This is a genomic window from Winogradskyella damuponensis, from assembly GCF_039538385.1.
Lineage (GTDB): Bacteria > Bacteroidota > Bacteroidia > Flavobacteriales > Flavobacteriaceae > Winogradskyella > Winogradskyella damuponensis.
Genome location: NZ_BAABCB010000007.1, coordinates 117,062 through 136,546 on the forward strand (window position 1 = coordinate 117,062; position 19,485 = coordinate 136,546).

21 protein-coding genes and 1 tRNA gene are annotated in these 19,485 nt (G+C 33.2%); 12 read left to right on the top strand and 10 right to left on the bottom strand.

Annotated features, from left to right (window positions below):
• Positions 1-609, top strand: coding sequence for a hypothetical protein (locus ABD730_RS04675; RefSeq protein ID WP_215927964.1), 609 nt, complete (start codon positions 1-3; stop codon positions 607-609).
• On the opposite strand, the gene ABD730_RS04680 is transcribed toward ABD730_RS04675, so the two are convergent.
• From ABD730_RS04680 to ABD730_RS04715, 8 genes are all read right to left on the bottom strand, one after another.
• Positions 604-1,311 carry a porin family protein gene (locus ABD730_RS04680; protein WP_215927966.1) on the bottom strand — a complete coding sequence of 236 codons (708 nt, stop codon included), beginning with the start codon at positions 1,309-1,311 and terminating at the stop codon, positions 604-606. The two genes, ABD730_RS04675 and ABD730_RS04680, sit on opposite strands and share 6 nt — an antisense overlap.
• A gap of 91 nt (positions 1,312-1,402) precedes the next feature.
• Positions 1,403-1,867 (bottom strand): ExbD/TolR family protein, encoded by a 465-nt coding sequence (locus ABD730_RS04685; RefSeq protein WP_334468007.1) that lies wholly within the window; start codon positions 1,865-1,867, stop codon positions 1,403-1,405.
• A gap of 11 nt (positions 1,868-1,878) precedes the next feature.
• Positions 1,879-2,514, bottom strand: a complete 636-nt coding sequence (locus ABD730_RS04690) for an ExbD/TolR family protein (RefSeq protein ID WP_334468009.1) — start codon at positions 2,512-2,514, stop codon at positions 1,879-1,881.
• A gap of 6 nt (positions 2,515-2,520) precedes the next feature.
• Entirely contained in the window at positions 2,521-2,961 is a 441-nt protein-coding gene (locus ABD730_RS04695) for a hypothetical protein (RefSeq protein ID WP_334468010.1), read from the bottom strand.
• 9 nt (positions 2,962-2,970) lie between these two features.
• Positions 2,971-3,738: a MotA/TolQ/ExbB proton channel family protein gene (locus ABD730_RS04700; protein ID WP_215927972.1), complete on the bottom strand. Its 768-nt coding sequence runs from the start codon at positions 3,736-3,738 to the stop codon at positions 2,971-2,973.
• A 75-nt stretch (positions 3,739-3,813) separates the two neighbouring features.
• A tRNA-Ser gene (locus tag ABD730_RS04705) sits at positions 3,814-3,901 on the bottom strand.
• Between the two features lie 74 nt (positions 3,902-3,975).
• The gene (locus ABD730_RS04710; RefSeq protein ID WP_344712924.1) at positions 3,976-5,004 is read right to left on the bottom strand and encodes an asparaginase; all 1,029 of its coding nucleotides are present in this window, start codon (positions 5,002-5,004) and stop codon (positions 3,976-3,978) included.
• Between the two features lies 1 nt (position 5,005).
• On the bottom strand, positions 5,006-5,773 hold the full coding sequence (locus tag ABD730_RS04715; protein ID WP_344712926.1) for a TatD family hydrolase: 768 nt from the start codon (positions 5,771-5,773) through the stop codon (positions 5,006-5,008).
• Between the two features lie 60 nt (positions 5,774-5,833).
• Here ABD730_RS04715 and ABD730_RS04720 point away from each other — a divergent pair, with 60 nt between their 5' ends.
• Positions 5,834-6,286 (top strand): retropepsin-like aspartic protease, encoded by a 453-nt coding sequence (locus ABD730_RS04720; RefSeq protein WP_334468391.1) that lies wholly within the window; start codon positions 5,834-5,836, stop codon positions 6,284-6,286.
• A 57-nt stretch (positions 6,287-6,343) separates the two neighbouring features.
• Positions 6,344-6,979: a response regulator gene (locus ABD730_RS04725; RefSeq protein ID WP_334468015.1), complete on the top strand. Its 636-nt coding sequence runs from the start codon at positions 6,344-6,346 to the stop codon at positions 6,977-6,979.
• A 530-nt stretch (positions 6,980-7,509) separates the two neighbouring features.
• On the opposite strand, the gene odhB is transcribed toward ABD730_RS04725, so the two are convergent.
• Both odhB and ABD730_RS04735 read right to left on the bottom strand, forming a co-directional pair.
• Complete coding sequence (gene odhB / locus ABD730_RS04730) at positions 7,510-8,724, bottom strand: 2-oxoglutarate dehydrogenase complex dihydrolipoyllysine-residue succinyltransferase (protein ID WP_215927981.1); 1,215 nt, start codon at positions 8,722-8,724, stop codon at positions 7,510-7,512.
• 49 nt (positions 8,725-8,773) lie between these two features.
• Complete coding sequence (locus ABD730_RS04735; protein ID WP_334468018.1) at positions 8,774-11,530, bottom strand: 2-oxoglutarate dehydrogenase E1 component; 2,757 nt, start codon at positions 11,528-11,530, stop codon at positions 8,774-8,776.
• 117 nt (positions 11,531-11,647) lie between these two features.
• On the opposite strand from ABD730_RS04735, the gene ABD730_RS04740 reads away from it, so the two are divergent.
• The 9 genes from ABD730_RS04740 to ABD730_RS04780 all read left to right on the top strand — a co-directional run bounded on the left by ABD730_RS04740 (position 11,648) and on the right by ABD730_RS04780 (position 19,484).
• A complete protein-coding gene (locus ABD730_RS04740; RefSeq protein WP_344712929.1) occupies positions 11,648-12,190 on the top strand; it encodes an alpha-ketoglutarate decarboxylase in 543 nt (180 codons plus the stop codon).
• Between the two features lie 307 nt (positions 12,191-12,497).
• A complete protein-coding gene (locus tag ABD730_RS04745) occupies positions 12,498-12,983 on the top strand; it encodes a c-type cytochrome (protein WP_334468022.1) in 486 nt (161 codons plus the stop codon).
• A gap of 6 nt (positions 12,984-12,989) precedes the next feature.
• Entirely contained in the window at positions 12,990-13,562 is a 573-nt protein-coding gene (locus ABD730_RS04750; RefSeq protein WP_344712931.1) for a fasciclin domain-containing protein, read from the top strand.
• Between the two features lie 27 nt (positions 13,563-13,589).
• Positions 13,590-15,548 (top strand): Sec-dependent nitrous-oxide reductase, encoded by a 1,959-nt coding sequence (gene nosZ, locus ABD730_RS04755; RefSeq protein ID WP_334468027.1) that lies wholly within the window; start codon positions 13,590-13,592, stop codon positions 15,546-15,548.
• Positions 15,549-15,688: 140 nt separating this feature from the next.
• Positions 15,689-16,303, top strand: coding sequence for a hypothetical protein (locus ABD730_RS04760; RefSeq protein WP_344712934.1), 615 nt, complete (start codon positions 15,689-15,691; stop codon positions 16,301-16,303).
• Between the two features lie 27 nt (positions 16,304-16,330).
• A complete protein-coding gene (locus ABD730_RS04765) occupies positions 16,331-16,768 on the top strand; it encodes a nitrous oxide reductase accessory protein NosL (RefSeq protein WP_344712936.1) in 438 nt (145 codons plus the stop codon).
• Between the two features lie 4 nt (positions 16,769-16,772).
• On the top strand, positions 16,773-18,008 hold the full coding sequence (locus tag ABD730_RS04770; protein ID WP_344712938.1) for a nitrous oxide reductase family maturation protein NosD: 1,236 nt from the start codon (positions 16,773-16,775) through the stop codon (positions 18,006-18,008).
• The gene (locus ABD730_RS04775; protein ID WP_334468034.1) at positions 18,002-18,709 is read left to right on the top strand and encodes an ABC transporter ATP-binding protein; all 708 of its coding nucleotides are present in this window, start codon (positions 18,002-18,004) and stop codon (positions 18,707-18,709) included. Before ABD730_RS04770 ends, ABD730_RS04775 begins: the two co-directional genes overlap by 7 nt.
• Positions 18,702-19,484, top strand: coding sequence for an ABC transporter permease (locus tag ABD730_RS04780; RefSeq protein ID WP_344712941.1), 783 nt, complete (start codon positions 18,702-18,704; stop codon positions 19,482-19,484). The genes ABD730_RS04775 and ABD730_RS04780 overlap by 8 nt, the downstream gene beginning before the upstream one ends.
• Position 19,485 lies beyond the last annotated feature (1 nt).

A 19,485-nucleotide genomic window follows, 5' to 3' on the forward strand; every position in this document is an offset into this window, starting at 1 on the left:
ATGAAAAACTTTATTTTAAAGAGCATATCGTTTGTGTTTCACCCATTGATTATGCCATTATTAGGTCTGCTGTTTTATTTTTCTAAAACACCTCGATTTATTCCAGAGCCTGTTATGAAGGCTAAAATTTTTTCGATTGTTATTCTTACTATCATTTTACCTATTCTACTTTTCTTTCTACTTAAAACGATTAATAAAGTTGATTCTATCTATTTAAAGAGTACAAAAGAGCGCCTAATTCCGTTGTTTATAAATTGTATTATTATTCTACTGATTCTAATACGCGTATTAACACCAAGCGAAATTATTGAATTATACTACTTCTTTTTAGGGATTCTTTGCTCTACACTAACCTGTTTAATACTGGCTATTTTTAAAATAAAAGCAAGTATTCATATGATTGCAGCTTCAGGTTTTTTGATGTTTGCGATTGCTATAGGTATACACTATCATATAAATATAAACGGCTCTATTGCACTTATGATGATTATTTTAGGGGCTATTGCTACATCGCGTTTGCATTTAAAAGCGCATACAAACCAAGAGTTAATTTTAGGGATTTTTACAGGAGTTACTCCTCAACTTTTTTTATGCAGTTATTGGCTATAGAATATAAAACATAAGTCCAATTTTTAAGGATTTCATGTCTATAGTTTTAGTGTTGAGTTTTGAGTTGGAATCAAAAATTGGATTTAATCCGTAATACACATGAAAGTTCCAAGTACTATATCCTGCACTTAAAGTTAAGCCATATTGAAACTTATTAAAACTGTCAATATTAGAGAGTTTTACATTTTCTACTTCACTCATAAACTTTGTAGAATTATACAGCAAATAGCCTACTTTAAAACCTGTGTATATACGCCAAAAGTTATAATCTGTTGCATTAGAAGTTCTCCATCTAATTTCTAAAGGAACTTCGAGCAAATAGGTTGTAAATTTATTTTTTGAAACATTATACTCACTTTCGTCAATACTGTTAAATTCAATTCCATTATTACCTTCTTCAATGAGTATATTTTTCTGGTTATATGAATTTGAAGAGATCCCTAAACCTAATCCTATGGCAACATTACGGCGTTCGTTAATTGGCATATCTCTAATAAAACCTAAATGAAAGCCTGAAGAAAATCCATTTTGAGAAATTCCATCTGGTTTTTCATTAATCAAATTATAGGTTACTGAGGCGTAGAATTGATCTTCTCTATAATCCTTATAAAGTTCTGACTTATATCTATTATCAATATCTTCATTTTGAGAAAACCCAATGAATACTGAACATATTAGTAAAAGAAAAATATACTTTTTCATGTTTATAAAACTACGAAATCTTTAATATCTATTAAACAAAAAAACGTCCCGATTACTCAGGACGTTTTATCTATAAAATTAAGAATCTATATTAATTCTCAGTTTTTGTATTTGCAATGTACATTACTTTTAATGCATTTGCTTTACGTAACTCTTGCTTAATATCTGACACTAAACCGGCATTGGTTTCTTTGTCAACCTTTAAACCAATAACGACTTTACTTTGTAAATCTTCATTTAATTCAGAAATAGCCTGAATAACTGAAGGTCTAACATCATCTACACCAATAAAAGCATCATTGAATTGAATTCTTGGTTCTTCTCCAAATTGCTTATACTGACTGCTTGGTTTACCACCATATATAAATACGGTTCTGTCCTTTTTTAATTTTTCAACTTGATCTGCACTTGGCAATCTGTTTTCAATCATTAAAGAACTATCTCTCATTACAGTTGCAACCATAAAAAAGAAAAGCAACATAAATACAATATCTGGAAGTGATGCCGTTGAAATCGCTGGCAATTCACCTTTATCTTTATTTCTAAATTTAGACATATTTGTTTCTTTTAATTTTTATCAGGTTCTGCTTCAGACAATTTCATTGGGAATAATTTCTTAATGGTTTCAATACGTTCATTAAGCTTTTCATCCTTATTAAATTGATTCTTCTCTTTTTCTTCTAGCATTGCAGTAAACACTTTATCTGCATCTGGATAATACTTTTTGTATAGTCGTGTTGCTTCACGTTCTCTAAGAACATTGTAAGCAGCGACTAATTCGTTTTGTACATCCATGTACTGCTCGTAAGAAGTTTCTCTATCATGCTTCATAGAGATAATTGCTTTATCAGGATGGTCAGAGGAATCCTCTAAACGTTTTCCTTTACAATAATCACAAGATTCTCCTGCGGCATTTGTACCACCTCCGTTATCTAAAAAGTCAATTGCTGCTTGTCTTAAATCTTTTAATTCCATTTGCTCGTCTTCTACTAACAATTGGTTATTACGATTTATTAAAACAGTAAATAGATTTTTTTGCTTAATAATAGGCGGTTCAACTTCTGTGTCATCAATAGGTGGCAAACTTCTTAATAATCCTTTGTCTTTCTCTATCGTTGTTGTTACTAAGAAAAAGATAAGTAGTAAGAAAGCAATGTCAGCCATTGATCCTGCATTTACTTCGGGTGCTGCTCTTTTTGCCATACTATATTATTTACTAATTACTTTTTTAACTCCTGAGAAAATCATGGTTATAGCAGCAACTGCTAATAATATATAGAACGCAATTAAACCAGCTCCAACCATAGTAGATTCACCAGATGTAGCAATAGTATCTCCATTTTTATATTCTAACGGTAAATCACTACCTGATAGTGCATAAGAAACAACTAATACAGCAACAAATGCACCTACACCTATAAGTGTATTCTTTAAATCTGAAGTATTTGTAAACAAGTTTTTTAATACAAAAACTAAAACAAACAATACTGTTAGACCTAAGATAATATAACCTACCCAAGCCATAGGCTCAAAGAGACCGTCTTCTCCACCTGTTTTGATGGCTTCGTCACCAGCTGAGATAATTCTAATCAGAGATACAATTCCAATTAAACTTAAAACAGCGGCTACTATTTTTAATATTTTGTGCATAATTGTTTTTTATTTTTTGTGTCTTACTAATAAATCCATCAATGTAATTGATGCATCTTCCATATCATTTACAATGCTATCTATCTTAGCGATGATATAATTATAAAAAATTTGAAGTATAATTGCTACAATAAGACCAAATACTGTTGTTAAAAGTGCTACTTTAATACCACCTGCTACTAAAGAAGGTTGCATATCTCCAGCTGCTTCAATTTTATCGAAGGCTTGAATCATACCAATTACCGTACCCATGAAACCAAGCATTGGTGCCAAAGCGATAAATAAAGAAATCCAAGATACATTCTTTTCTAATTGTCCCATTTGTACTCCACCGTAAGCTACAACAGCTTTTTCAGCAGCATCGATATCTTCGTCTGCTCTGTCTAAACCTTGATAGAATATAGAGGCAACAGGTCCTTTTGTATTTCTACATACTTCCTTAGCAGCTTCAATACCACCTGAGTTTAGTGCATCTTCTACATTTTGAGTTAATTTCTTTGTGTTTGTTGTTGATAGATTTAAAAAGATAATTCTTTCAATAGCAATTGCTAATCCAAGAATTAAACATAGTAGTACAATACCCATAAAGCCTGGACCACCTTCTATAAAACGCTTTTTTAATTCTTGATGAAACGTCAAGTCTTCTGCCGCAGCGTCGTCTTGAGTTACAGTTGTTACAGTTGCTGTTGCGCTTGCAAAGGCTGTTGTTGCGTTTGCATTAACAGTTCCGATAGCCATTAAACATGTTATGGCAAGGATAGAAAATAATCTTTTCATTGTTCTGAATCTTAATTTTATTAGTTAAAGTGTTAAAGATAAAAAAAAATATGTAATTCTATCATAAAATATCAGCAGAGAGGAAGGGATTCGAACCCTCGATACCCTTTTGGAGTATACACACTTTCCAGGCGTGCGCCTTCGACCACTCGGCCACCTCTCTGTAATTTATATTTAAAATTACACGATGCCAAATAACGAAAAAAACTTCAAACCCTAAAATTTATAATGTTATTTTTAAGACATTTCTCCTCTTAGAGGTGTTTCAAAATAAAATTGAAATTTTTCAGCTTCTACTTTTTCTCCTAAAAGGTACATCATTTTAGCTATTGCTGCCTCTGTAGTGATATCTTTCCCTGAGATAACTCCAATAGATTTTAACTGTGAACTTGTTTCATACTGTCCCATGTTTACACTACCTCCAATACATTGCGTAACATTTACAATATGTAGTCCATTCTTAATCGCATTTTCCAATGCTTGAATAAACCAAGATTCTGTTGTTGCATTCCCAGAACCATAGCTCTCAATAATTAGTCCTTTTATTAGCTTACTTGTTAGAATAGCTTCGCAAATTGGTCTAGATATTCCTGGAAACAATTTTAAAACACCTATATCAGAATCCATAACAGTACGTACAATAAGTTCTGTATTTGGTATAGGCTTCCAAAGCTGTTTTGTGTTTACATTTAAGTGTACTCCTGACTCAGCTAAATGAGGATAATTGAGCGACTCAAATGCTTCAAAATGTTCAGCATTTACTTTTGTGGTTCTATTACCTCTATATAATTTATATTCAAAATAAAGACCAACCTCTCTAATTACTGGCACTCCATTATCTTGAAGTGATGCCATCTGAATAGATGTAATTAAATTTTCCTTAGCATCTGTTCGCAAATCTCCTATAGGTAACTGAGAACCTGTAAATATCACTGGTTTTGCAAGATTCTCTAACATAAAACTAAGCGCAGAAGCAGAGTAACTCATTGTATCACTGCCGTGTAACACTACAAAACCATCAAACTTCTCATAATTATCTCCAATAATACTAGCAATATCTGACCAATATTTAGGATTCATATTAGATGAATCAATGGGTTCTTCAAAAGAAATTGTTTTAATCGTACAATCCAAAAGACGTAATTCTGGAATTTTAATAAGCAAACTATCAAAATCGAATGCTTTTAGCGCACCAGTAAATGCGTCTTTAATCATACCAATGGTTCCTCCGGTGTAAATTAGTAGAATGTGTGGTTGTGTTGTCATTTTAAATTCCGAATATAGCTTTTGAATTTTCTGTAGTAATATGTGCAACTTCATCTGCACTCATTTGATAAAGTTCGGCTAACTTTTCTAATACCTTGTATATGTATGAGCTTTCATTTCGTTTTCCACGATATGGTTTTGGTGCTAAATAAGGAGAGTCGGTTTCTAAAACAATATGCTTTAAGTCTATTTGATTGATAAACTGATCTATTTTACCATTCTTAAACGTGACAACTCCACCAATACCCAATTTCATATTATACGAAATGGCTTTTTGTGCTTGTTCTAAATTTCCTGTAAAGCAATGAAAAATCCCATACAAATCATCTGACTTTTCTTGTTCTAAAACTTCAAAAATTTCATCAAAAGCTTCTCTACAATGAATTACTATTGGCAATTGATATTGTTTGGCTAAATGTATTTGATATCTAAAAGCTTCTATCTGAATATCTAAAGTAGATTTATCCCAATATAAATCTATACCTATTTCTCCTATGGCATAGAAAGACCTTGCCGCTAACTGTGCTTCTACATGAGCTAACTCATCTTTATAATTTTCTTTAACATGCGTTGGATGCAATCCCATCATTAAAAATACATGTTCAGGGAAATCTTTTTCTAATTGAAGCATAGATGCTGTATAAGTAGAATCTATCGCAGGAATAAAAAACCGTTTAACATTTGCATCAATGGCTCTATGGATCATTTCTGCTCTATCCTCATCAAAAGCTTCACTATATAAATGGGTATGTGTATCTGTAATAATCATATTGCAAAAGTAAGCGTTTACAGTATGATACCAATTCTTATATTTGTACAAATTGAAAAAATGGAAACACTAAAAGACTTCCTAATTGAAAAAGGGTATTCTAAAATTAAGCTAAAGCTCACAAAGACAAATCATTTTGAAATAAAGGCATCTATTAATGGTATTAAAGGACGATTTATTTTAGATACAGGCGCCTCTAGCAGCTGTGTTGGTTTTGAAGCCATTGAGCGTTTCAATTTAAGAGTAAAAGATTCTGAAATTAAAGCGGTTGGTGCTGGCGCCACTAATATGATGACTAAGATTTCTAAATCAAACGATTTAAAAATTGGAAAATGGAAAAAGAAACGTGTGGCTTTAATACTATTTAATCTTACTCATGTTAACACCGGACTTATCAGCCATAATGCACAACCTGTAGATGGTATCATTGGAGCTGATATCTTAAAAAAAGGTAAAGCCATTATAGACTACGAAAAAAAATATCTATATTTAAAATTAAAAGAAATTTTATAAGCAAAGGATTCTTAGTATATTCACACAACACTATATTTTAGTTGAATTAATAGCCAAATGAACCCTACCATCATTATAGCAGATGACCATCCGCTTGTACTTAAAGGTCTTCAAGATTTTTTAATTGAAAAAAAATTCAATGTTTTAGCAAGTGCTAAAAATGGAAAAGAAGCTCTAGCTTTAATTAAAGCTCATACGCCCGATATTGCTGTTTTAGATATTAAAATGCCTTTTTTTACTGGCCTTGAAATTGCAGAAAAATGTAAAGCAGACAAACTACCAACTAAAATTATACTTATTACTTTTGAAAAAGATGAAAAAACCTACAATGATGCTAAAGCATTAGGCGCTTATGGTTATATCTTAAAAGAATTTGCCCTCGAGGAAATTGAAAATTGTATAGCGTCTGTTATTAAAAATAAAACCTATTTTAGTCCAGACTTACTAAAATTTATAGAACTACAAGAACCTCCTAAATATTTTGAAGCATTAACTAAACACGAACAAAATATTGTTAAATTAATATCTAACAATAAAACAGGTGTTGAAATTGCAAACCTACTTAACATATCTACTAGAACCGTAGAAAAGCACAAAAGCAATATTATAAAGAAGTTAAAATTAGAAAGCAAACAAAACAGTCTGCTTATATGGGCTAAGGAAAATTCAGATTTTTTAAATACTCAAACCTAAATTAAACCTAAATTAATTTAAAAAATACGTAAAGTTACGTATAGTATGGTACCACATTTATTCAGACCTTTACATCAGTGATTTTATTATTATTTAATTGAATCGCTGTTATTAATTAAGGGTTAATAACGAGCTATTAGTTAGTTCTTAGGGGATTATTTAAGTCTCGGACATTTGTCCGAGACTTTTTTTTATAAAAAATACGTAAAGTTACGTATAGTATGGTATCACATTTATTCAGAAATTTACATCAGCTATTAATTAACACCTCAAATTAAATTCTTACTGCTCTGAATTAACTTATAATTCAGGACTTTTCTAAAACCATCATATTATGGAAACAATGAAAAATGAATCATCTACAAAAAGGGACAAAATTTTTATCATCTTGCTAATAGTAAGTTCTATAATTATTATCTCAGCAAATATTGCCGTTAATTTTTTCAGTTAGTTAATCTCTTGTTAGTTAGGAGTAAAAAAAAGCGCAATTCCAATGGAATTGCGCTTTTTAAATTTTATTAGCTTAAGATTTACATCTCTAAAGCCTTCTTTATGTTATTATCCATTAATAATTCTTCTGGATTTTCTAATGCTTCTTTTACAGCGACTAAGAAACCTACAGATTCTTTACCATCAATAATTCTGTGATCATAAGATAAGGCCACATACATCATTGGATGAATTTCAACATTACCATTTACAGCTATAGGACGCTCAATAATATTATGCATTCCTAAAATTCCACTTTGAGGTGGGTTAATAATAGGTGTCGATAACATACTACCAAATACTCCACCATTAGTAATAGTAAATGTACCGCCTGTCATTTCATCTACAGTGATTTGACCATCTCTAGCTCTTAATGCTAAACGTTTAACTTCAGATTCTATACCTCTAAATGATAAATTCTCAGCATTTCTAATTACTGGTACCATTAATCCTTTTGGCCCTGAAACTGCAATACTTATATCTACAAAATCGTAAGTCAACATTTCCTTACCATCTATCATTGAGTTTACAGCAGGATACATTTTTAATGCTCTAACTACCGCTAAAGAAAAGAAGCTCATAAATCCAAGACTAACACCATGCTTAGCCTTAAAGTCTTCTTTATACTGCTTACGTAATTCAAATATTGGCGTCATATTAACCTCATTAAATGTGGTTAACATTGCTGTTGTGTTTTTAGCTTCTACTAATCGCTCAGCAACTTTACGACGTAACATTGACATTTTACTACGAGTAGTTCCTCTATTACCTCCTGTTGGAGTTCCCATAGATGGCACTGCGTTTACAGCATCATCTTTGGTAATACGACCATCTTTTCCAGTTCCCGAAATAGAACTTGCATCAATTCCTTTTTCAGCTAACACTTTTTTAGCGGCAGGGCTTGCAGTTCCTGTTGCATAAGTTTTAGACGCTGCTGTAGTTGGTTTTGACTCTTCTTTTTTAGGAGCTTGCTCTACCTTAGCTTCTTCAGCTGGTGCTTCACCACCTTCTGGTTTTGCTGCGCTAGTATCAATTAAACAAACTATAGCACCAACAGCAACGGCATCACCTTCCTCGGCTTTTAGTGTAATTGTTCCACTAGCTTCTGCTGGCAACTCTAAAGTTGCTTTGTCACTATCTACCTCAGCAATGGCTTGGTCTTTTTCTACATAGTCACCATCTTGCACTAACCATTCTGCAATTTCTACCTCAGTAATTGATTCGCCTGGTGAAGGCACTTTCATTTCTAAAATCATGCTTTATTGTTTTATTTAAGCTCTAATTTGCGTTGTATTAATTCTCTTTTTATCTCTGGTTGTTTTTGGTGATATCAAAAACGTAATCTATAACCTCTTGGTGTCTCTTTTTAGAACGAACAGAACTACCAGCTGCTGGAGCTCCATAAGGCCTTCTACTTGCCACTCTAAATTGCTTAGCTTCATCTAAATGCATTAACATATGACTATAAGCTCCCATGTTTCTTGGCTCTTCTTGAGCCCAAACAATATCTTCTGCGTTTTTATACTTTGCTAAAACAGCTCTAATGTCTTCTGCTGGTAGTGGAAATAATTGCTCTATTCTTACTAATGCAACATCTTCTCTTCCTAGTTTTTCTTGCGCTTCTAATAAGTCATAATAAAACTTACCAGTCATAAAAACTAATGTTTTCACTTTATCAGCTTTAGCATTAGCATCATCAATTAGCATTTTAAAACTTCCGTTTGCAAATTCATCTACTGTAGACACTACTTTTGGGTGGCGTAACAAACTCTTAGGTGTAAAAACAATTAACGGCTTTCTGTAATCGGCTATCATTTGTCTTCTTAATAAATGAAACATGTTAGCAGGTGTTGTACAATCTGCTACAAACATGTTATCTTTTGCACATAATTGTAAATAGCGCTCCATACGTGCCGAAGAATGTTCTGCTCCTTGACCTTCATAACCGTGAGGTAATAACATCACCAATCCGTTTTGGAGTTTCCATTTATCTTCTGCAGCAGAAATATATTGATCTAACATTATTTGTGCTCCGTTGCTAAAATCACCAAACTGAGCTTCCCATATAGTTAATGTTTTAGGACTTGCCATAGCATAACCATAATCAAAACCTACAACTCCGTATTCAGATAATAATGAGTTATAGATGAAAAACTTCCCTTGGGTATCACTTAAAGTATTGTGAAGAATAATTTCCTCCTCACTATCTTCAACTTTAACAACAGCATGACGATGCGAAAACGTACCACGTTCTACATCTTGGCCTGATATACGAACATCATTACCTTCTAACAAAATAGAGCCATAAGCTAAATGTTCTGCCATTGCCCAATCCAAACGATTTTCATCAAACATCGTTTGTCTCGATTCAATTAAGCGCTGAATCTTTCTAATAAATTTCTTATCCTTTGGTAAATTAGAAATGGATTTTGTAATATTCTCTAGTCTTTCCTTAGGATAACGAGTATCTACAGGAAGCATCATTTTATCTTCTTCTGCAGTTTTAAAATCTACCCATTCATTTTGCATAAATGGAGTAATCTCTGTTTTCTTTATCTTACGAGAATCTTCAAGTTTTTCTTCAAGCTTATCCTTGTATTCTTTTTCTATTTTAGTAACAAAGTTTTTATCAATAACGCCTTCATTCATTAATCGCTGCGCATAAATATCTCTTGGATTATTGTGCTTTGCTATTGCTTTGTATAATAATGGCTGTGTAAATTTAGGCTCATCACCTTCATTATGTCCATATTTTCTATACCCTAGCATATCAATAAAGACATCACGCTTAAATTTCATTCTAAAATGTAATGCAAATAATGTAGCATGTACTACAGCTTCAACATCATCTGCGTTTACATGCAAAACAGGTGAAAGTGTAACCTTACCAACATCTGTACAATACGTACTAGAACGTGCATCTAAATAATTAGTAGTAAAACCAATTTGGTTATTAACTACAATATGTATCGTTCCGTTGGTTTTGTATCCATCGAGTTGCGCCATTTGAATCAACTCATATACTAAACCTTGACCTGCAATTGCAGCATCACCATGAACAATAATAGGTAATACTTGAGATGGGTTATCAGAATATTTGTCGTCTTGTTTCGCTCTAACAATTCCTTCTACAACAGCTCCAACCGTTTCTAAGTGTGAAGGGTTTGGTGCTATATTTAGATTAATTTTTTTACCTGCATCACTAACACGATCGCTGGTCCAACCTAAGTGGTACTTAACATCACCATCAAAAACTTCTTGCTCGTAATCTTTACCATCAAACTCGCTAAAAATATCTTTTGCAGATTTACCGAATATATTTGTTAAGGTACTTAAACGACCACGATGGGCCATTCCCATTACAAATTCTTTTACATCATAACCAGAAGCATGCTCAATTAAAGCATCTAAAGCCGGAATTAATGCCTCGCCTCCTTCTAAAGAAAAACGTTTTTGACCTACATATTTAGTATGTAAAAAGTTTTCAAAAGAAACCGCTTCATTCAGTTTTCTTAAAATTGTTTTCTTCTGATCTGGCGTGAACTGCGGATGATTGTCATTGACATTAAGCTTCTGCTGAATCCATTTAATTTCTTCAGGTTTTCTGATGTACATATACTCTACACCAATAGATTCACAATACACTTTTTCTAAGTGATCAATAATAACTTGCAACGTTGTAGATCCTAAACCTAACACTTCTCCTGCTGAGAAAGTGCTTTGCAAATCATTTTTTGACAATCCGAAGTTTTCAATTTCTAAGGTTGGTGCATATTTACGTCTTGCACGTACAGGATTTGTTTTAGTAAACAAATGACCTCTACTTCTGTAGCCATCAATAAGCTTTAAAACTTGAAATTCTTTTTGAACCTGTTCTGGTATTTGTGTAGAAACACCTTCTACAATTTCACCATCTAATCCGTAATTTTCGGATCCAAAGTCGTAACCTTGAAAAAAGGCACGCCAACTTGGTTCTACAGAATCTGGGTTTTTTAGGTATTGGTCGTATAGGTCAGCAAAATAAGCTGTGTGTGCCGCGTTGAGAAAGGAATATTTATCCATTATACTTTTTGAGACGTTTTCGTTTCAACATAATTTATTCAAAAATACAACTTTTACTAAATATAGATAAGGATTTATTATATTTATAACATATAGAAATTAACGCTCCCAATTATTATGAATAACAATTCCATTTCCTTAACAAAATCTTTACTCATTACTATCACTATTTGCCTTTGTAGCACAAGTGCATTCTCACAAGACCAAAGACCTAATAATCAGAGCTTTTGGAGGAATGTAGAATTTGGTGGTGGCCTTGGCCTTAACTTTGGCGATGGTTTTTTTAGTGGTGCTATTTCTCCTAATGCAGTTTATAGGTTTAACCCTTATGTAGCAACAGGTGTTGGCCTTAATTTTTCATACAGCTCGCAAAAAAATGTTTTTAAATCTACGGTTTTAGGAGGAAGTGTTATTGGGCTTTTTAATCCAATCAATGACATTCAGATTTCAACAGAATTTGAACAACTACATGTAAACCGAAAATTTGACGATAGGTTTATAACAAATCTTGAAGAAGACTATTGGTATCCTGCCTTATTTATAGGAGCAGGTTACACCAGTAGAAATGTAACTATTGGTATTAGATATGATGTACTCTATGATAAAGACAAGAGTATTTATTCCGAAGCATGGATGCCATTTGTTAGATTTAGATTTTAAACTAAACACTCTCTCTTTTCCTTTTTTAATACCTTATAAGGTAAAATACATTGATTCTTAATGTTACTAAAATACCTTAAATAGAGTTTTATAACATTCATATTAAACTGATGTCACAGAACTCTATTTAAGGGCTTTCTCTAATTTTATTCTCAATTTAAAATTCACATAAAAAACTCAAAATCAAATCTATTTGATGTGTTCTTGATTTATTTTCCTAAATAGGACAAATAAGTCTTAAATATGACATAAGTCATGTTTTTATTGTAGCATGCACTCTAAATTTGCTAAACTTAAATCTAGAACGATGAGAAAATATTTAAAACTATTATCAATGATTGCTATTGCAACTGTGCTTAGTTGTGGTGGTAACGACAAGAAGAAAGAAGAAACAGGTTACGGTAAAAAAGCACCAGCCAAAGTAGAAAAGAAAGTTGCAGCTTCGCAACGTATAGAACTTACTAATAAAGGTGTTGGACCAATAACCTCTATAACCCTAGGTGCAGAAATAGATCAAGATATGGCTGCGCATGGTAAGGACGTTTATGCAAAAATGTGTACCGCTTGTCATAAGGCAGACAAAAAATTTATTGGTCCTGCACCAACAGGAATTTTAGAAAGAAGAACTCCAGAATGGGTTATGAACATGATTTTAAACCCAGAACAAATGGTTAAAGAAGATCCATTGGCCAAAGATTTACTAATGGAATTTAATGGAGCTCCTATGGCTAACCAACATCTTACTGAAGAAGAAGCTAGAGCTGTCTTAGAATATTTCAGAACCTTAAAATAATAAACCATGAAACCAATTAAACATGTGTTTCTTGTTTTTATAATCGCAATACTTTTCTGCTCTTGTAAAGACACGAGCAAAAACACTTCAGCCTCGTCTTCAGACGTAACCACCGAAACACAATCTACTGAACGAACTGGCCAAGCCTTTATTGAAGACGACGGAAGCACAACCGTGCTAAGTATCGCTATAGGCTCTAAAGACCACACGACTTTAGTTGCTGCTGTACAAGCCGCTCAATTAGAAAATGCTTTAGTAAACGCAGGACCATTAATGGTTTTTGCACCAACAAATGAAGCTTTTGCAGCTTTACCAGAAGGTACTGTTGAAAATTTATTAAAACCTGAAAACAAAGATGCTTTGGCTAATATTTTAAAGTATCATGTAACTCCTGGAAACTATTCTAAAGACTTTTTAAAGAAATTTAAAAAACTAGGTCAGGCTAATAATGATTATGTAAAGGTAGAAGTTGTAGACGGAGAACCTATGATTGGAGGTGCAAAAATATTAGCAAGTATTAAAGCTGGCAACGGTATTGTACATGTTATAGACAAGGTTTTATTGCCTCCAACTGAATAATACAAACGCTAATTAAAACAATAAACAATGAAAAAAATACTAAAATCAACACTTGCAATTGTAGCGGTTTTTGCCGTTTTTACAAGCTGCAACAATGCCGATAAGTCTAGTAATTCTGGTGCCTTATCTAGCAACAATGCAGAAAAAGTATATGTAGCACCTGGAGAACACGATTCCCATTACGCCTTCATTTCTGGTGGCTATAGTGGTAACCTTACCGTTTATGGTTTACCATCAGGACGAATGTTTAAAGAAATCCCTGTATTCTCTCAATTTCCAACAAATGGTTATGGCTATTCTGAAGAAACGAAACCTATGCTAGAAACCTCTTATGGTTTTGTGCCTTGGGACGATTCGCATCACCCAGACATTTCTCAAACCAAAGGAAAACTAGATGGTCGCTGGGTCTTTATTAATGGTAACAACACCCCTCGTATTGCTAGAATTAGTTTAACCACTTTTGAAACTGAAGAAATTATCGAAGTTCCAAATAGTGCTGGTAACCACAGCTCTTCTTTTATAACAGAAAACACAGAGTATGTTGTAGCAGGAACACGTTTTTCTGTGCCAGTTCCTCAAAAGGATATGTCTATTAAAGACTATAAAGGCAACTTTAAAGGAGCTTTATCGTTTATCTCTGTAGATCCAGAACATGGACACATGGATATTAAATTCCAAGTATTAATGCCAGGTTTCAACTATGACTTATCACATCCTGGACGTGGAAAATCTCACGGATGGTTCTTCTTCACCACTTATAATACAGAAGAAGCCAACTCTCTATTAGAGGTGAATGCATCTCAAAATGATAAAGATTTTATCGCAGCTATAAACTGGAAAAAAATTGAAGAATATGTAAATAATGGTGGTGGCACAATGATGCCAACGGAATACGCACATAATGTATATGATGATGACACACATACAGCTACTTCTACAATGAAAAAAGAAGTACGTGTCGTTAACCCAACAGAAGTACCTGGAGCCGTTTATTTAATTCCAACACCAAAATCACCTCATGGATGTGACGTAGATCCTTCTGGAGAGTACATTGTGGGTAATGGCAAATTGTCTGCTAATTTAACTGTACACTCATTTACAAAAATGCTAGATGCTATTAAGAATGAAAAATTTGCTGGTGAAGCTTATGACATCCCAATTTTAAATTTCGAAGATGTTTTAGCAGGCTCAGTGGAGCAACCAGGATTAGGACCTTTACACACTGAATTTGATGGAAAAGGCAATGCTTACACCACTTTCTTTATTTCTTCTGAAGTTGTAAAATGGAAATTAGGAACCTGGGAAGTTATTGACAGAAAACCAACCTATTACTCTGTAGGTCACTTAACCATACCTGGCGGAAACTCAGCAGAACCTTTTGGAAAGTACATGTTTGCCATGAACAAAATAACAAAAGACCGTTATTTACCAACAGGTCCAGAAATGGAGCACTCTGCACAACTTTACGATATCTCTGGAGACAAAATGGAACTGCTTCTAGATTTCCCTACACATGGCGAACCGCATTATGCCGCAGCTATTCCAGCAGAGATTGTTAAAAACAACTCTCGTAAAATCTTTAAGTTATCTGAAAATGAACATCCTAAAAAAGCACTTAGCGATGCCGACACTAAAATTGTTAGAGATGGTAAAAACGTTCATGTATATATGACAATGATACGTAGTCACTTTTCACCAGATAATATTGAAGGTGTAAAAGTTGGAGACAAGGTCTTCTTTCATATCACTAACCTAGAACAAGATTTCGATGTCCCTCATGGTTTTGCTATGATTGGTGCTAGAAATGCTGAGTTACTGATTGCACCAGGACAAACAAGAACCTTAACTTGGGAACCTCAAAAAGTAGGTGTTTGGCCATTTTATTGTACCGATTTCTGTTCTGCATTACACCAAGAAATGCAAGGCTATGTTCGTGTGTCTCCTGCTAATTCCGACATTGAATTGTCCTGGTCTCTAGGAGAATAGTCAATTACTTTTAAAAATTTAGGGAAATTTTGTTTTAGTGTTTATTTTCCTAATATAAGGCGAGAGTTGACATGTCGCTCTCGCCTTTCTTTTTTAAATCACTATAAACTGAATGATTAAATTAGATAATACTGAATATTATGAAAAAGGCTGGAATTATAATGATTATAGGTTCATTACTCTTATTAGGGCTTTTTAAATTTCCTCTTTGGAACATTATGCTAGGTGCACCTCAATATCCTGATCCATTAGGAATGAATATCTATATTCAAGGTATTAAAGGTGTTGAAGAATTTGATCTACAAAACATTGATGGTTTAAACCATTATATTGGCATGAAAACAATCCCAAAAGCAGAAGAAATGTGGGAGTTTTCAGTTTTTCCTAAAGTTATTCTAGGCATGGCCATTTTAGGGGTTGCTATTGGCCTATTTGGCTATTTTGAAAAGCTAAATTATAAATACTTTTTAGGTTGGTTTTTATTGATGTCCATACTTGGTATTTTGGGCATGTACGACTTTAACAATTGGTTAGTAGATTATGGCGGAAATTTAGATCCACACGCTATTATTAAAGTAACCAATCCAGATGGCACACCAATGTCCTACAAACCACCATTAATTGGTTATAAAAAGTTACTAAATTTTGATGTCGATTCATGGCCTCACATAGGAGGGTATCTTATGTTTATTGGCATGGCACTAACCCTTATTGCTTTTTGGATAGGAAGAAAAGCAAGTTTGAGAACACCATAATAGTAATCTAAAAAAAACACTACACTCATGCAAACACTAAAACACTATTCAAGCCTTGTATTACTACTTCTGTTTTTAAGTTGTAATGTTGGTCCAGAACCCATAAATTACGGAAGCGACAGTTGTCAATTTTGTACCATGACTATTGTAGATAAAGTTCATGCCGCAGAAATTGTAACTAAAAAAGGCAAAGTCTATAAGTTTGATGCTACTGAATGCATGATTAACTTTATAAAGGATTTTGACACTACTGAAATTCAATTGTACTTATCTAATAACTACACAGAACCCGAAGTTTTAATTGATGCTACAAAAGCCACCTTTTTAATTAGTGAACAGATTCCTAGTCCCATGGGAGCCTTTCTTTCTGCCTTTAAAAACAAGTCAGATGCTGAAAAGTTCCAAGCAGATAAAGGAGGCCAATTATACACTTGGGAAACCTTACTAGCAAAATTTAAAGCCTAGTAACATGAAACATATTTTAGCTTTATTAGCCGTCATTTTAATGACTCCATTTACTTATGCCCAAACTGTTGAAGTTTGCAAAACCTGCCCTATTTCAACATTAAGCGATGGTATTGCACAGGCAAAGGATTTTGATACCATTGTCGTTAAAAAAGGGACCTATAAGGAACATAATGTTATCGTTGATAAACCCTTGACCATCATTGGGGAAAATTATCCAATTATTGATGGTGAATTAAAAGGCGAAATCATTACAATTATTTCAGATAATGTTACTGTCGATGGTTTATTCATCATTAATGTCGGTAATAGTTATACTGCAGATTACGCAGCCATCCGTGTTAAAAACAGTAAAAATTTCTTGATTCAAAATTTGGTTTTAGAAAAGTTATTCTTCGGAATTTATATCGAAAAATCAAGAGATGGTAAAGTCTTTCACAACAAAATAATTGGTGAAGCTGTAGAGGAATATAATTCCGGAAATGGTATTCAACTTTGGTACAGTAAAAACGTACTGATTGAACATAATTTTGTGCAGCATGTTAGAGACGGTATTTATTTAGAGTTTTCTAATTTTTGCACCATAAAAAACAACGTCAGTGCTTTAAACGTGCGTTACGGCTTACACTTTATGTTCTCTAATGACGATTTATACGAAGACAATACCTTTGAAAACAATGGAGCTGGTGTAGCGGTGATGTTTTCAAGACGTATAAAAATGTTTAATAATAGTTTTAAAGAAAATTGGGGAACCGCCTCTTATGGCTTATTGCTGAAGGAAATTAACGATGCCGAAATTAAAGGCAACACCTTTGAAGACAACACCATTGGTATTAATGTAGAAGGTTCTAACCGTATTAATTATACGCACAATACCTTTGAAAATAATGGCTGGGCGATTAAAGTTAAAGGCGCCTGCTATACCAACATCTTTACAGAAAACAACTTTTTGTATAATTCCTTTGATATTGCCTACAATAGCAAAGTCAATGATAATGAATTCGACAAAAATTACTGGAGCAGTTATACAGGTTACGACTTAGATAAAAATGGCATTGGCGATATCCCTTACCGCCCCGTAAAACTATTTTCATACATCGTAAATCGCACTCCAGAAACCATCATTTTGTTGCGCAGTATGTTTGTAGACATCATTGATTTTTCTGAAAAGGTATCACCTGTTTTTACACCAGATGACTTATTGGATAACAACCCTCAAATAAAAAAACTAACATGGTAACGATTGAAAATCTACATAAAAAATTTGGAAAGAATCAAGTCCTTAGTGGTGTTGATTTATCAATAAGCGAAGGTGGAATTTTTGCCGTACTTGGTCCAAATGGCTCTGGTAAAACTACCTTAATAAAATCGGTTTTGGGTATGGTAATTCCTGATAAAGGCACTATCACTGTGCTTGGCGAAAACATTAAAAAGAATTCCGAATACCGACATAAAATCGACTACTTACCCCAAATAGCCAACTTTCCGAGCAACCTTCGTGTTAAAGAATTAATCAAAATGATTAAGGATTTACGCAAACCCACCAATGAAGACGAACGCTTAATTGATCTTTTTAAATTGAAACCCTTTTTAGACAAAAAATTGGGAAACCTTTCTGGTGGAACCAAACAAAAAGTAAATCTCGTTTTAACCTTTATGTTCGATAGCCCAATTGTGATTTTAGACGAACCAACTTCCGGTTTAGATCCAATTTCACTCATTAGATTAAAAGATTTAATTAAAGCCGAAAAAGCTAAAGGAAAAACCATTCTCATCACCTCACACATTATGAGTTTTGTTGAAGAAATTTCAGACGAAATTGTATTTATCCTTGAAGGCAAAATTTATTTTAAAGGTAGTATTCAAAAATTAAAAACCAAGACCAATCAGCCCGATTTTGAACATGCGATTGCGTCTATATTAACCGATAACCATGCTTAAGATATTAAAATATAGTTTTTACGACCTTATGCGTAGTCGCTGGAGTTACGTGTATTTTGCCTTCTATTTATTATTAGGTGTTGTCTTGTTGTTTTTGAATAATGACTTATCAAAAGCCGTTATTACTTTAATGAACGTCATCATTGTTTTAGTACCATTAATAGGTACCATTTTTGGTGTGATGTATTATTATAATTCACAGGAATTTACAGAGTTACTTTTAGCACAACCTATTAAACGCTCGTCCATATTCTTAGGACAATATCTTGGTGTTGCCTTGTCTCTATCTATGAGTTTAATTTTAGGATTAGGCATCCCATTTGTGTTTTATGGTTTATTTGAAAGTAGCGCCATTTGGGATTTTTCACTACTACTAATCACAGGTACATTTTTAACTTTAATTTTTACGGCTTTAGCTTTTAATATTGCATTGTCTAATGAGAATAAAATTAAAGGATTTGGTTATGCCATCTTACTTTGGTTGTTCTTGGCTGTTATTTACGACGGATTATTTTTAATGACATTGATTCTGTTTGAAGATTATCCACTAGATAAAGTATCACTTGTTGGTACGATGCTAAATCCAATTGATTTATCGAGAACACTAATTCTTCTAAAATTAGACATTTCAGCCTTATTAGGTTATACAGGTGCTGTTTTCAAACAATTTTTCGGAACTAGTTTTGGTTTAATCGTATCTTTTGTAATGCTCACCGTTTGGGTTGTAATGCCTGTGTTACGCATTGTATTCAAATCAAAGAAAAAAGATTTTTAAT